13 protein-coding genes are annotated in these 13,181 nt (G+C 63.2%); 4 read left to right on the top strand and 9 right to left on the bottom strand.

The window, feature by feature from the left end; genetic code table 11:
- Positions 1-4: 4 nt before the first annotated feature.
- A complete protein-coding gene (engB, locus tag FR699_RS08195) occupies positions 5-622 on the bottom strand; it encodes a GTP-binding protein EngB (protein ID WP_158855120.1) in 618 nt (205 codons plus the stop codon).
- A gap of 89 nt (positions 623-711) precedes the next feature.
- Here engB and FR699_RS08200 point away from each other — a divergent pair, with 89 nt between their 5' ends.
- The 4 genes from FR699_RS08200 (at position 712) to FR699_RS08210 (ending at position 3,285) form a co-directional block, all read left to right on the top strand.
- Entirely contained in the window at positions 712-930 is a 219-nt protein-coding gene (locus tag FR699_RS08200) for a zinc ribbon domain-containing protein (RefSeq protein WP_154550951.1), read from the top strand.
- Complete coding sequence (locus FR699_RS13185) at positions 930-1,091, top strand: hypothetical protein (RefSeq protein WP_195837604.1); 162 nt, start codon at positions 930-932, stop codon at positions 1,089-1,091. The genes FR699_RS08200 and FR699_RS13185 overlap by 1 nt, the downstream gene beginning before the upstream one ends.
- A 106-nt stretch (positions 1,092-1,197) precedes the next feature.
- Positions 1,198-2,481, top strand: a complete 1,284-nt coding sequence (locus tag FR699_RS08205) for a TIGR00341 family protein (protein ID WP_158855121.1) — start codon at positions 1,198-1,200, stop codon at positions 2,479-2,481.
- 60 nt (positions 2,482-2,541) lie between these two features.
- Complete coding sequence (locus FR699_RS08210) at positions 2,542-3,285, top strand: SIMPL domain-containing protein (RefSeq protein WP_158855122.1); 744 nt, start codon at positions 2,542-2,544, stop codon at positions 3,283-3,285.
- A gap of 14 nt (positions 3,286-3,299) precedes the next feature.
- On the opposite strand, the gene FR699_RS08215 is transcribed toward FR699_RS08210, so the two are convergent.
- The 8 genes from FR699_RS08215 to FR699_RS08250 all read right to left on the bottom strand — a co-directional run bounded on the left by FR699_RS08215 (position 3,300) and on the right by FR699_RS08250 (position 13,073).
- Positions 3,300-4,025 (bottom strand): amino acid ABC transporter permease, encoded by a 726-nt coding sequence (locus tag FR699_RS08215; RefSeq protein WP_233263386.1) that lies wholly within the window; start codon positions 4,023-4,025, stop codon positions 3,300-3,302.
- Positions 4,026-4,335: 310 nt separating this feature from the next.
- Positions 4,336-5,070: an amino acid ABC transporter ATP-binding protein gene (locus FR699_RS08220; protein ID WP_158855123.1), complete on the bottom strand. Its 735-nt coding sequence runs from the start codon at positions 5,068-5,070 to the stop codon at positions 4,336-4,338.
- 543 nt (positions 5,071-5,613) lie between these two features.
- Entirely contained in the window at positions 5,614-7,170 is a 1,557-nt protein-coding gene (locus FR699_RS08225; protein WP_158855124.1) for an ABC transporter substrate-binding protein, read from the bottom strand.
- On the bottom strand, positions 7,167-9,440 hold the full coding sequence (locus FR699_RS08230) for an ABC transporter ATP-binding protein (protein WP_158855125.1): 2,274 nt from the start codon (positions 9,438-9,440) through the stop codon (positions 7,167-7,169). The genes FR699_RS08225 and FR699_RS08230 overlap by 4 nt, the downstream gene beginning before the upstream one ends.
- Complete coding sequence (nikC, locus tag FR699_RS08235) at positions 9,437-10,345, bottom strand: nickel transporter permease (RefSeq protein ID WP_158855126.1); 909 nt, start codon at positions 10,343-10,345, stop codon at positions 9,437-9,439. Before nikC ends, FR699_RS08230 begins: the two co-directional genes overlap by 4 nt.
- The gene (gene nikB / locus FR699_RS08240) at positions 10,342-11,310 is read right to left on the bottom strand and encodes a nickel ABC transporter permease (protein WP_158855127.1); all 969 of its coding nucleotides are present in this window, start codon (positions 11,308-11,310) and stop codon (positions 10,342-10,344) included. The genes nikC and nikB overlap by 4 nt, the downstream gene beginning before the upstream one ends.
- Before the next feature lie 20 nt (positions 11,311-11,330).
- The gene (locus FR699_RS08245) at positions 11,331-11,834 is read right to left on the bottom strand and encodes a GNAT family N-acetyltransferase (RefSeq protein WP_154550943.1); all 504 of its coding nucleotides are present in this window, start codon (positions 11,832-11,834) and stop codon (positions 11,331-11,333) included.
- A 270-nt stretch (positions 11,835-12,104) separates the two neighbouring features.
- A complete protein-coding gene (locus FR699_RS08250; protein ID WP_154550942.1) occupies positions 12,105-13,073 on the bottom strand; it encodes a GTPase in 969 nt (322 codons plus the stop codon).
- Positions 13,074-13,181: the final 108 nt, after the last annotated feature.

The following is a 13,181-nucleotide window of genomic DNA, read 5'->3' on the forward strand; positions in this document are numbered from 1 at the left end:
CGTTTCAGAAGAACTTGAACAGATCGTCGCGTTCGGCTTCGTGGAGGTGGTGGCGGACGGCCTCGGTCAGTGCATCGATCGAGCCACGTTTGGCGGTGATCGGAGCGATAGTATGTTGCCATTGCTTCCAGGGCGGGTGCAGGCCAAGGCGGTCACAGAGGGCATTCAGGCGCGCCTCACGGTCGTCGACCTTGTCCATCTTGTTGACGGCGACGACGGTCGGGATTCCGACCTCCCGGAGGAAGTGAAACAGTTCGACATCGTGGGGAATCTCCTCGGGGCCGGAGTGGCGGTCGATGATGTCGATGACGCTCTTGCCATCGACGACGAGCACGCCCACGAGGATGTTGTCGGCGTGTTGCTCGACGTAGCGTACCACGTCGGTCTTGATCTGCTCGCGGACGTCATCGGGCACGCCTTCCATGTACCCAAAGCCAGGGAGGTCCGAAATAACGAAGTCCTCGCTAGTCCAGTCGTAGTGGTTGGGACTTTGCGTGACACCGGGTCGCTGGCCCGTGTCGAAGGTGTGACCGGTGAGTTCGCGCATCAGCGTCGACTTCCCGACGTTCGATCGTCCCACGAGGACGACCTCGGCATCCCGATCCGGCCGCGTCTCGAACATACCACACGTCGGGACTCGGGGAGGAAAGACACCTCGGTTTCCGTCGCCAGGAGAAGCGTTTATACGAGAGCGAACGACAGTGTGCTGATATGGTCCCTGCAACGAACGACGAACGCGGCTGTCCGAAGTGTGGACACGAAGGAACCGAAGTCGGCGAAATTGCGACGACTGGCGGCGGGTTGAGTAAGCTGTTCGATATCCAGACGAACAGCTTCACGGTTGTCTCCTGTACCAACTGCGGGTACTCGGAACTGTACCGCGACAGCACTGCGGGGACGAGTGATATCGTCGACGTCTTCCTCGGATAATGGTTGCCGGCGTGCTACTCGTCGTAGTGCCTGGATTGCTCGTGATCGGCGTCCCACTGACGCTGTTTTGGATCGCCCGGTCCAAGCACGGCCATCGGGAGACGATGAGCCGCGACGAGGCCGAACGGGTCGCCAGACGAGACATCCGCGAGGAGCGATGAGTCCAGTCACGAGCCCGGAATAGCTGGTGGCTCGGGGCACAGAGCCGGCTGGCCGCTCACTCCGAGCAACCACAGATATATAGTCACACCGGCCGACGGAACCGGTGTGCGCCTCGTCCAGGTGACGATCCCGGCGGGCAAGCGCGAAGCCATCGAGGAGGCCCTAGAGGAGGATGTCGAGTACGTCCTGACCGACGAGACCAGCGGCCGGGAGTATACGGCCATCGCGTACATCCCGTTGCCGAGGAACGCCGTCGAACCCGTCCTCGAACAGCTCCGTGAGGCCGGCATCGACGAACAGGCCCAAACAGTCGTCGTCGAAGCCAACACCGTTATTTCGCGGCGATTCGAGGAATTACAGGATCGCTACGCCGAGGAAAAGAGCGAGGAACGGATCGCACGGGAGGAACTCACCTCGAAAGCCCGTGATCTTGCGCCGGCGACCTGGAGTTACGCCATCTTGACGGTCGTCTCGGCGGTGATCGCCACCGCGGGCCTCCTGCTGGATTCGCCGGCGGTGATCGTCGGCTCGATGGTGATCGCGCCGTTGATCGGCCCGGCGATGGCTGCAAGCGTCGGGACCGTCGTCGACGACGACGAACTGTTTCGACGCGGGGTCGGGTTGCAGATCGCCGGTCTGGGACTGGCAGTGCTCAGCGCTGCTGTCTTCGCCTTTCTGGTGCGTAACCTCTACCTGATTCCACCTGGATTCGACGTGACGGCGACCCCGGCGATCCGCGAGCGGTTGCTGCCGGATTTCCTCTCGCTGGTAGTCGCGCTGGGTGCCGGTGTTGCGGGCGTGGTGAGCCTCTCGACGGGCGTCTCGACGGCCCTCGTCGGGGTCATGATCGCCGTTGCGTTGATTCCGCCCGCAGCAACGGTCGGTATCGGAATCGCCTGGGGGTTGCCGACGGTCAGCCTCGGGGCGGGCGTGCTCACGCTGGTGAACGTCCTCTCGATCAACCTAGCTGCTCTCGCAGTGCTGTGGTATCTCGGATATCGGCCGACCCACTGGTTCCGGGAGGATGAGGCCCGCGCGAGGACACTCAAGCGCGTGCTGACACTTGCGGTCGCCATCGCCGTCCTGTCGGTGTTCCTCGGAGGTGTCACCTACGATACGTACACGAGAGCAACCGTCGATGGGCAGATCGACGAGGCAGTCGCCGATATCGTCACCCAGACACCAGAGGCGTCCGTTCAGGACATCTCGATCGAACGATCGAGCGGTCTGTTCTTCCAGCAACCACAGCGGGTCGTCGTCACTGTCGGGAGTCCACCGACGGACCCCCCGCCGGATCTTGCCGCCCGGATCGACGAGCGACTGGATACGCTCCTCGAAGACGACGTGGCAACCGAAATCAGACACGTACCGACCGAGACGGCTGCATGACTCAAACAGCCGTTTGAGCGTAAGATAGGCGTATGTAGGCGCCGATCGAAGTGTGGATCGATGCACACCAACAAATCACTCCTCGTGGTCGCGACCGTCGCCGTGATGCTCCTTGCGGCGGTCGGCGTGGCGACAGCTGTCTCGCCAGTCGCACAGACCGAGCAACCGGATCGACAGATCGAAGTCGGCGCCTCGGGTGACGTTTCGGCCGAAGCCGATCGAGCGCGCCTCCATGTCGGTGTGGTTGCGACGGCGGCCGATGCCACGACCGCCCGGAACCAGGTTGCCGAAAACGTCACCGCACTCCGAGCGACGCTCGAGGAACTCGGAATCAGCGACGACAACATCGAAACCGCACGCTACGATATCGACGAAGTGCGAGACCGAGCCGAAACGACGGCCACAGTCGAGTATCGAGCCGTCCACACCTTCCAAATCACGCTCGAAGACCCCGCCCGTGTGGGTGCGGTAGTCGACGGCGTCGTGGACAGCGGTGCCAACCGGGTCCGAGGGGTCTCGTTTACCGTCTCAGAGCAGCGTCGATACGAACTCCGCCAAGACGCCTTAGAGAGCGCGATGGAGCGGGCCCGGAGCGAGGCCGAGACCCTCGCCGAGAGCGCCGACCTGACGATCGAAGGGGCGGCTTCGATCAGTGCAGACGACGTACACGTCCGCCCATACCGCGTCGAAGAAGCGATGACGACGACAGCATCCGGGGACGTCGCTGCATCGACGGCCATCGAGAGCGGGCCGGTCGACGTCACGGCATCCGTGCAGGTCGTCTACAACGCGACGGCAGCCTGACGCGAGCCGAGCGATCAGTTACGCCCAGTCGACTGGCCGAGTCCCGGGATCGAAACCGTGGTTTCGAACCGGGACATCGCCAGCGCGGTCGTCAACACGAGCGCGAGATAGAACAGACCGACGACAACATATATACCAGTGTATTGGAAGGTTTCTGAGGCGATGTCCCGCGCACGCTGGAACAGGTCCGGGACGGTGATGAACGCCGCGAGCGAGGAGTACTTGACGAGGTAGACGAACTCGTTTGTCCAACTCGGGATCGCGAGCCGTAGTCCCTGTGGGAGGACGACGTGACGGATCGCGCCACGTTTCGAGAGGCCGACCGCACGCGCGGCCGTCATCTGCCCGGCATCAACCGACTCCAGCGCCGATCGGATGTACTCAGCCTGGTAGGCCGAGGAGTTGACCGTGAACCCGACAACGGCGACGGCCGACGCTGCTTGTGGGATCGGTGGTTGCCCGGTGAATCCGACCCAGCGAGCGACATCCGAGAGGGGAAGCGCAAAGTAAACGAAAAACAGCTGGGCGAGCAACGGCGTCCCGCGGATGAGTTCGGTGTACGTCAGAGCGACCATCCGGACGAACAGGCCGCCGTAGGTGCGGGCCACGGCGACCGGGATCGCAACGACCAACCCGAATAGGATCGACAAGATCGTCAAGTAGACCGTAATGAACGCTCCTTCGGCGAGGGCGGGAGCGGCCGTCGTCGCGAGCGCAGCCAGATCGGCGAGCCAGACCACCCAATCGAGCAGGAGGCTGGCCGGGCCAAGCGGATCGGCAACGCTCGCGATCGCGTCGGCGACCGCCTCGAAGGGGCCGGCCGGGATCCATCCCTCGCGTGCCTGGACGGGGACCTCCGAACGGACGAGGTCCGGGGCCCCGTGGCCGCCGCGTCGAAGGCGGCGTTGTGATAGGCCCAGCGCACGAACAGCCAGCCCCAGAAGACGACGCCGACCGCCCCCAAAGCGAGCCGTCGGCGGGCCGGCAACTCCTCGACGAGAGAGCCCCGATCCGCGGCGGGATCTGCCTCCGTCTCCGCTGGCCCGTCAGTCATTGTTCGAGGTCGGTGAGTCGTCCGAGAAATTCGGCAGTGCGGTCGTTCTCGGGCGTTTCGAACAGCTGTTCCGGGCGGCCGCGCTCGACGATTTGCCCGTCTTCGAGCACGGTGAGCGTGTCGGCCGCCGAACGGGCAAAGCCCATCTCGTGGGTGACCGACAGCATCGTCATTCCCTCGGCGGCGAGATCGGCCATCACGTCCAGTACCTCGCCGACGAGTTCCGGATCGAGCGCGCTGGTGGGCTCGTCGAACAACATGAGTTCGGGCTCCATCACCAGCGCGCGTGCGATCCCGACGCGCTGTTTCTGCCCGCCAGAGAGTTCGGCGGGATACGAATCGACCTGATCGGAAAGTCCCACCTGACCGAGATAGGCGTCGGCGCGCTCGACGGCCGTCTCGTGATCCAGCTCGAGGACCTCCTCCAGGCCGAGGGTGATGTTGCCCCGCGCCGTTCGGTGGGCAAAGAGATTGAAATCCTGAAACACCATCCCGACGCGCCGCCGGAGGTCATTGACGTCGAGATCGTGGATCGGATCGCCGTCGAGGACGATCCGCCCGCCGTCGATCTCAGTAAGGCGATTGACACACCGCAATAGCGTGGACTTGCCGGCCCCGCTGGGCCCGACGATCACTTCGACGTCACCGCGATCCATCGCGAAACTGACGTCGTGCAGTACGTCCTCCTCCTCGTAAGATTTCTCGACGTGCTCGAATTCCAGAAGACTCATCGATTCGGTCCCTCGTGGATCGATTCGTATTCCTCCCGGGGCTCTTCGAAGTCCCAATGGCCCGCGACGAGGACGAGACGACTCCCGGATCACAGCCGACATCGAGGGTCTGCTTTGACTCACCGGTCCACTCTCGCAGAACCGACAGCCACGCGTCGTGTTGGGCCTCGCTGTGAATCGCATGCTGGCTATCGTTTTCGTACGTCTCGGCGCGCCTGTTCCAGTACTGTTCGACGAACGCTTTTGGGTCGTCCTGTGTCGAGTCCATTAGGCAAACACCTCCCGACAAGCGACTTTGCGAGATGTCGGCTCGCATCGTTCCGTCGAGGGTGGAGGTGTGCGTGTTGTAGCGCGATGTTCCATCGTTGGCCTTCGAGGAGTGCTGTTGAGTACTATCGAATACGGTCGGACTGTGTTGCCGTTGGACATTGTATACGTTTCTGCGGTGGTATGTGCCATTGTGTGGGTGTCGTCTGTGAGTCGGTTCGATTGGATATTCCGATCGTTCGTGTCGGGGTCAGTTCCCGCCGAGACTGACAGCGGTCACTCCTCGGAGAGCGTTATGGATTCGACCCCGTAGTCGCTCTCAGTGGGATGGGGGCGATAGCCATCGAGTCCCGCCGACATCCCGACGACGTTCGTGTAGTAGGTCAGCAAAGCAGTGGGTGCGTCCCGAAGCGTGATCGCCTGGACCTCGTCGTATTTTTTCTTCCGGGTCTCGTAGTCCATGGTCGCTCTGGCGGCTTCGAGCAGCGTATCGACAGTCTGGTTTTCGTATCCGTGTTCGAGCATCGATTGCTCGGAGTGATACATGTCGCTCAGCCGCTCGGGATCAGGATACCACAGCATCGACAGCGACATCAAGTAGCAATCGAAGGCGTCCTGTTTGGTCTGTTCCATCATCGTCGCGTACTCGAAGACCGACAACTCGACGTCGATCCCGACCGCGCCGAGCTGGCGCTGGAGGATCTCCCCCATGAGTGGCAAGCGCGGGCGTTCGTTGTACGCAAGGATCTCGATCGAGAGTTCCGTGCCGTCTCGTGTGCGCACGTCACCCTCGCTGTCGTTCGTCCAGCCGGCATCCGACAGCAGCGTCCGAGCAGTGTCCACATCGTACGTGTAGCCATCGAGGTCCGGATTGTGCCAGCGCTCGACGGATGCGGGGAACGGCCCGACCGCCGCTTTCCCGACGCCTTCGAGGACGGTCTCGACGATCGTTTCCTTGTCGATAGCGTAGTTGACAGCCTGGCGGACGGGAATCTCGTCGAACGGCATCGTCGTCGTATCGAAGACGAGAAAGCGACATCGCGGGATCTGATAGGCCTCGACGTCGATATCATCAGATTCTCTCAGTGGCTCGACGTCGCTCAACGACAAAATTCGGGCCATCTCCAGATCTCCGTTCTCTAATTTGAGTCGCCGGGTCTGGTCGTCGGTGATGGTCTCATAACGGGCGGACTCGACAGTCGGGACCTCTCCGTAGTAGTCCTCGTTTCGAACGGCATTGATGATCGTCGAACCCTCCCAAGACTCGACTTTCAGCGGCCCAGTACCGATCAGCTCAGAGACGGTTCCATCCTCGTAGGCCGCCGGCGAGAGAATAGCCGTCTTTGGACGGGTGAGATGGGCCGGCAACGAGACCAGCGGACTCGCCGTCTCGATGGTCACCGTCAGATCGTCGGTCGCACGAACGGCTTCGATCGGGATGTCGGCAAACGCCGGGGAGTCGACCGCCCGTCGGAGTGACCGAACGACTGCATCGGCGTCCATCGTCGTCCCGTCGTGGAAGGTGACGCCCTCTCGCAGTGAGAACTCCCAGTGACGGGCCGAGTTGTCGCTCGTCCAGTCGGTCGAAAGCTCCGGGACGGGCTCGATGTCGTGGCTGACGCCGACCAGCGATTCAGTAATGCCAAATCGCTGGAGGATCAGCCCCGCATCCAGAGGATCGATTGTGGGTTCCCACGTCGAGGCGATGCGTAATGTCTGGGCCTCGCCTCCATCCGACGAGAGACAGCCGGTAAGGGCGATTGCCCCGCCTGCAACGGCACCTTCTAACACTGTTCGTCGACTGATCGGCTGTGAGTCGTTTCCGTTCGTCATTGTCGTCGTTTGTCGGTAATCGCGTCGCTGTTCGATTTCGCGCTGTTCGCTGTCGATGACTCGCCGCTAGTCGGTCGATTTGACTCCTCGATAGCAGCTATTCTCGGCTCCTCGCTCCCTCGACCAGCCGGATGGTGACACCGTGTTCTGACCGCGCCGAGTGATTCGAACGACGGGGTATTCTCCCGACAGGTGTCTGTTCCAGCCGGACATCGCGGGCGAAAGGCACACCCGGACGCTTCTGGGTCCGGTGTCTGTGTCATCCCGGGGCGTGAGGCTGCTGTCCCGGCATCGATGCCCGGAATCGCGTCCAGTAACGTCCGCGTATAGGGATGGGAGGGGTCAGCGAAGACCGTCGTTGCAGGGCCGGTCTCGACGAGCTGGCCGAAGTACATGACCGCCACGCGGTCGGCCATGTGGCGGACGACTTCCAGATCGTGCGAAACCAGGAGATACGTCAGTCCGAGGTCCCGTTGCAGCGAGACCAGCAGATTGAGGATCGTCGCCTGGGCTGAGACGTCCAGTGATGCCGTGGGTTCGTCGAGCAACACGACCGACGGCCCCAACGCGAGTGCCCGGGCAATGGCCACCCGCTGGATCTGTCCCCCGGAGAGTTGTCGGGGCTGTCGCTCGGCGTATTCGACCGGCAGCCCGACCGAATCGAGCAGGGATTCGACGCGTTCGTCCCGTCGCTGTCGCTCCCAGCCGGCCTCGTACAGTGGCTCGGCGATGACCGCCCGGACGGTCTGTTTCGGGTTGATGCTGCGCTGTGGGTTCTGGAAGACGACACCGATCTCCGATCGCTGGTCCATCGTTCGTCCGTCCACGCTGCCGACGGCCTCGCCGTGTAAGCGAACGGTCCCCTCGGTCGGCGTCTCCAGGCCGGCGATCAGCTTGAGCAGCGTCGATTTCCCACAGCCGCTCTCGCCGATCAGTCCCATCGTCGTCCCCGCATCCACCGACAGCGAGACGTCTTGGAGTGCGGTCCGTCGCTCGGCCGTCCCGACGAGGCGATCCGTGAGCGTCTCCGACGTTTGGAAGGATTTGCTCACGCCCTCGACGGCGATGATCGGCTCGGACTCGCCCGGCGTCTTCTCGGTATCGCTGTCGCGGGTCGCCGAGCCACTGCCAGTGTCCCCCGATGGACGCGCCCGTGCGTTGCTGGCGACGGGCTGTCGGTCCGTCGAGACAGATTCACCATCAGCCGCGTGCTGTTCCGCCGGAGTCGCTTGCCCCGTTCGTTCGACAGTCCGTGGGGCTCGGGCACTCGGGACCACACAGTCGACGGTATGGCCGGCGGCGACCGCGACGGTCTCTGGTGGCTCCTCACGGCAGGCCGCCGTCACGGACGGACAGCGGTGGGCGAACGGACAGCCTGCAGGCCCAGTGGTCCGCTCGGGGACGTCACCGTCGATCGTCGGGAGTGTGGTCTGAGGTTCCGAACGCCGTGGAATACAATCCAGCAGGGACTTCGTGTAGGGGTGACTCGGTGCCGTCAGTACCGCGTCGGTCTCGCCGCGCTCGACGATCGATCCGTCGTACATGACGAGGACACGATCACACAGCTCCGAGACGACACCCAGATCGTGCGTGATAAAGAGCAGTCCCATGCCGTACTCGCGGTTGAGCGCCCGGAGCGTCTCGTGGATCGTGGCCTGTGTCGTCGTATCCAGAGCCGTCGTCGGCTCGTCAGCGATAAGCAGTGACGGGCGGCGTGCCAGCGCGATGGCGATCATCACGCGCTGGCGAAGACCGTCGCTCAGTTGGTGTGGGTAGGCGTCGATCCAGTCGCCGGGCTGGTGGATGCCCGCCGCCTGCATGGCCTGGCGAACCGCGTCCCGGCTGTCCGTCCGTCCGCGCCGGCTCAGTCGGGACGTGAGCTCGCCGACCAGGGACTGTTGGTGTGGCCGCTTGCGGATCCGAAGGGCTTCGTCGATCTGCTCACCGACGGGAAACCCAGGGTTGAGCGAGGACGCCGGGTCCTGGAAAATCGTCGCCAGTTCCTGGCCGCGTAGCCGCCGAAGCGTACGTTCGTCGGCGGCGGTGAGATCAGTCCCGTCGAACGTGATCGTCCCGTTGGTGATCTCGCCGGGCTCTTCGAGGCGGACGAGCGAGCGGGCCGTTGCCGATTTCCCACAGCCACTCTCGCCGACCAGCCCGAGGATCTCACCGGCGTCGAGTTCGAAAGAGACGCCGTTGACTGCACGGACGGGACGACCGGTTGTCCGAAATCGAACGTCGAGGTTGTCGACAGTAAGGCGTTTACTCATGTTCGTCTCCGTTGTTCGAGGGTCTGTTGATCCGGGTCCAGCAGATCCCGCAGGCCATCGCCCAGGAGATTGAACCCGATGACGGTCAGCATGATCGCGATACCGGGGACCGTGATGAGCCACCACGCCGACCGGAGGTGATCACGACCGGCGTTGACCATCATCCCCCACTCCGCGGTCGGTGGCTGTGCGCCGACCCCGAGAAAGGACAGGCTGGCGACCGAGATGACGACCGTGCCGAGGTCCAGCGTCGCCAGGACGATGACCGGATGCATCACGTTCGGCAGCAGGTGTCGGCCGGCAATGCGCCAGCGAGGGGTTCCATACAGCTTCGAGGACTGCACGTAGGCGTTGTGCTTCACCGAGAGGACACTGCCCCGAACGACCCGGGCATACGAGGCCCAGCCGACGACCGAGATCGCGAGGACGATACTCGTCAGCCCGGGACCGAGAATGCCGGCGACGACGAGCGCCAGAATGAGCCCCGGGAAGGCCAATTGGATGTCGACGAGCCGCATGACGGCGGCGTCGACGAGGCCGCCGGCAAAGCCCGCAACCAGCCCGACGACCGTCCCGACGACCAGCCGGATCGCCGTCACGAGGACGGCGACTCCAAGCGAAATACGAGCCCCGTAAACCAGCCGCGTTGCGACGTCGCGCCCGAGTTCGTCGGTCCCCAGCGGGTGTGCCAGCGACGGCGCTGCCAGCCGGTCACGAAGGGCCTGGGCCGCCGGATCGTAGGGCGTCACCAGCGGCCCCACGATCGCAACGACGCCCAGTACGGCGACGATCGCACCCCCGAGCGTGACTTTCAGCGGGCCCGACCGGATCCGACGCAACCCTGCGTCGATCGCGGTCCGGACCGACCGGATCGTCGGCTGCCGGGCGAGCAGCTGGTCGATCACGACCGGACACCCCGCTCGATCTGTGGGTCGATGGCGACGTATGCCAGATCGACCAGCTGGTTGATGAGGACGAACAGGACCGCTGTAACGAGGACGACGCCCTGGACGACGGGATAATTCCGGGCAAAGACCGCATCGACCAGTAGCGTTCCCAGACCCGGCCGCTGAAAGACGACTTCGACGACGACGGCCCCGTTCAACACGAAGCCAAACTGCAGTCCGATGATCGTCACGACCGGGATGAACGCGTTGCGAAGCGCGTGTTTGTAGACGACGAGGCGCTCGCTGACGCCCTTCGAGCGTGCAACGACCACGTAGTCTTTGCCCAGTTCGTCGAGGACCGACGTGCGGACGATCCGGGTGATGATCCCGGCCATCGCAGTGCCGAGCGTGATCGCCGGCAAGACCAGATGCCCAACCGTTCCCGACCCCGAGACAGGTGTCAGTCCCAACCCCAACGAAAAGACGAGAATCAGGAGATACCCCAGCCAGAAATTGGGGATCGAGACGCCCAGCAGTGCCCCGACTTGAGCGGTATGATCGATCCACGTATCGTAATGCACTGCGCTGAGAATGCCAAGCGGAATCGCGATCACGACCGCAACGACGATCGCCGCGATGGCCAACTCGGCCGTGTTTGGCAGGTGCAACGCCAGCAGTTCTCGGACGGACTGGCTGCTGTAATACGACGACCCGAAGTCACCGTGGGCCACGTTCACGAGCCAGGAGAGGTACTGCTGGACGAACGACTCGTCCAGTCCTTGCTCGGCGCGAAAGGCAGCCATTTCCGCGGCGGTCGGTTCACGCCGTAGCTGCTGGGCGAGAATCGTATGGGCCGGATCGCCGGGTGTCAGATAGATCAGGCCGTAGGTGAGCAGTGACGCGCCGAACGCGACGACTGTGACAGACCACAGCCGCGAGAGACCACCGTAGAGAGCGCCCGATAGATCCACGTTGTCGACCATTGTCTTCGCAGTCGACCCCGTCACAGCGGCTTTTCGTAGAAGATAACCTCCCCATCGAGTACCGGATGGGGCTCCCGATGCGTCTCCTCGTAGCCGTGGGCCTCGTACAACGATTGGGCGACGGTCAACACGTCGTCAGTGTGGAGGGTGATGCGATCGAACGCTTCCCGGCGGGCGAACGCTTCCAACTCCTCAAGCAATGCAGTCCCGTAGCCCTGCTGCTGGTGGTCGGGCATCACCCGCAACCGTCGCAGTTCGATCGCATTCTCGTCTTCGGGTCGCATCCCGCCGGTCGCGATCACCGTGTCATCGAGACAGCCGACGAGGAACGTCCCGCCAGTCTCGAAGTAGTGCTCCGGAACGTTCCGGAGATCCTCGTCGAAAGAGGGCTTCGAAACGAACGGGAGCGGTGAGGACTGGATCGTCCGTTTGTGGACGTGCCAGACTCGATCGGCGTCGGCGGATCGAAAGCAGCGGACGGTGAGTGGCGTCACTTCGTCGTCGGGAACCGGGGACTGGCTCATGTGCGATTGCTGTAACAGACCGGAAAAAAGTATTACGGAACTATGATCCAGTAATACTATATCACACTTTATTGTCTCAATATGATACTCTATGACTGGTCCACCGGACAATTGTTCTCGGGCAGATCATCGGAAACGCAAGGACCATCTCGCTCGGTCAAAAGACGCTGCCGGATACCGAGACGCACCCGTTCTCACAGTGAGTGAGGACACACGCTGCTGATCGTGGCCTGTGAGTTGCCAGCAGAAAGAAAGGAGCCAGGTCGCCGCTTACTCTTCGAAGGGCAGTTCCGGCTCGTACCCGACGGCCTCGATCGCTGCATCGAGGACGCCATCGACGTTGTCGTTTTCGGTGACGCTCATGTAGTGATCGGCCGCGACGTCACGGGCTCGGTCGCTCTTGTTGCAAACCGTCAGGACGGGAGCGTCCTCGAAACGTTGGACAACATCGTCTCGGAGGTCGAGTTGGACCTCGATCGGGAAGCCACACTCACCACTGGCATCGACCATGACAAGCACAGCGTCGGCGAGGTGCTCTAAGGCACTGATCGCCTGGTTCTCGATATCGTTGCGCTCCTCCGGGCGGCGATCGAGCAGTCCGGGGGTGTCTACCAGTTGATACCGGATATGGTCGCGTTCGATGTGCCCGACGTGGATCTGCGTCGTCGTGAACGGGTAGGCGGCGATCTCGTTGTCCGCCCGCGTCACGCGGTTGACGAACGACGACTTCCCGACGTTGGGATAGCCCGCGACGACGATCGCCGGTTCGTCGGGACGGATGTCCGGGAACACCCGAAGCGCGTTCCGGGCCTCCCCAAGCGCCGCGAGGTCATCACTCACCTCGCGAGTGACGTCCGCCAGGCGGGCAAAGGCCTGCTTGCGGAGTTTGCGGGCGCCGTCGGTGTCAGCGTTGCGCAGTCGGGATTGGTACTCGTCGCGGATATCGTCGGTCTTCCGGCTGGCCCACGTGACCTCCGAGAGGTGCTGGCGCAACTCGTCGACGTCGCTCTCGGCGTCGGCCAGCTCCCGATAGAACGGGTCGAGTTCGTCGAAGTCCGGCCAGGCCGTGACGACGTTCTCCAAGTTGTCCGAGAGGATGTTCGAGGCGGTCTGGAGCATCGACTCCTGGGCCTCGTGGCCTTGCTTGGCCCGGCCCGCCCGGGCGGCCCGTGAGAAGGCTTTGTCGATGAGTTCCTCCGACGTGGGCGTCGTCGGCAGGGCTTCGAAAGGATGGCTCATTGTCCACGCATAGACCGTGCGACGGGAAAAGGACCGCGAAACGGGCTCGTCCAGGCCGGAAGCCTGCTGTACTGGGATATCACTGGAGCTGACAGTGCCCGCCGGGAT

Origin of the sequence: Halorhabdus sp. CUG00001, assembly GCF_009797925.1 — an archaeon.
GTDB lineage: Archaea > Halobacteriota > Halobacteria > Halobacteriales > Haloarculaceae > Halorhabdus.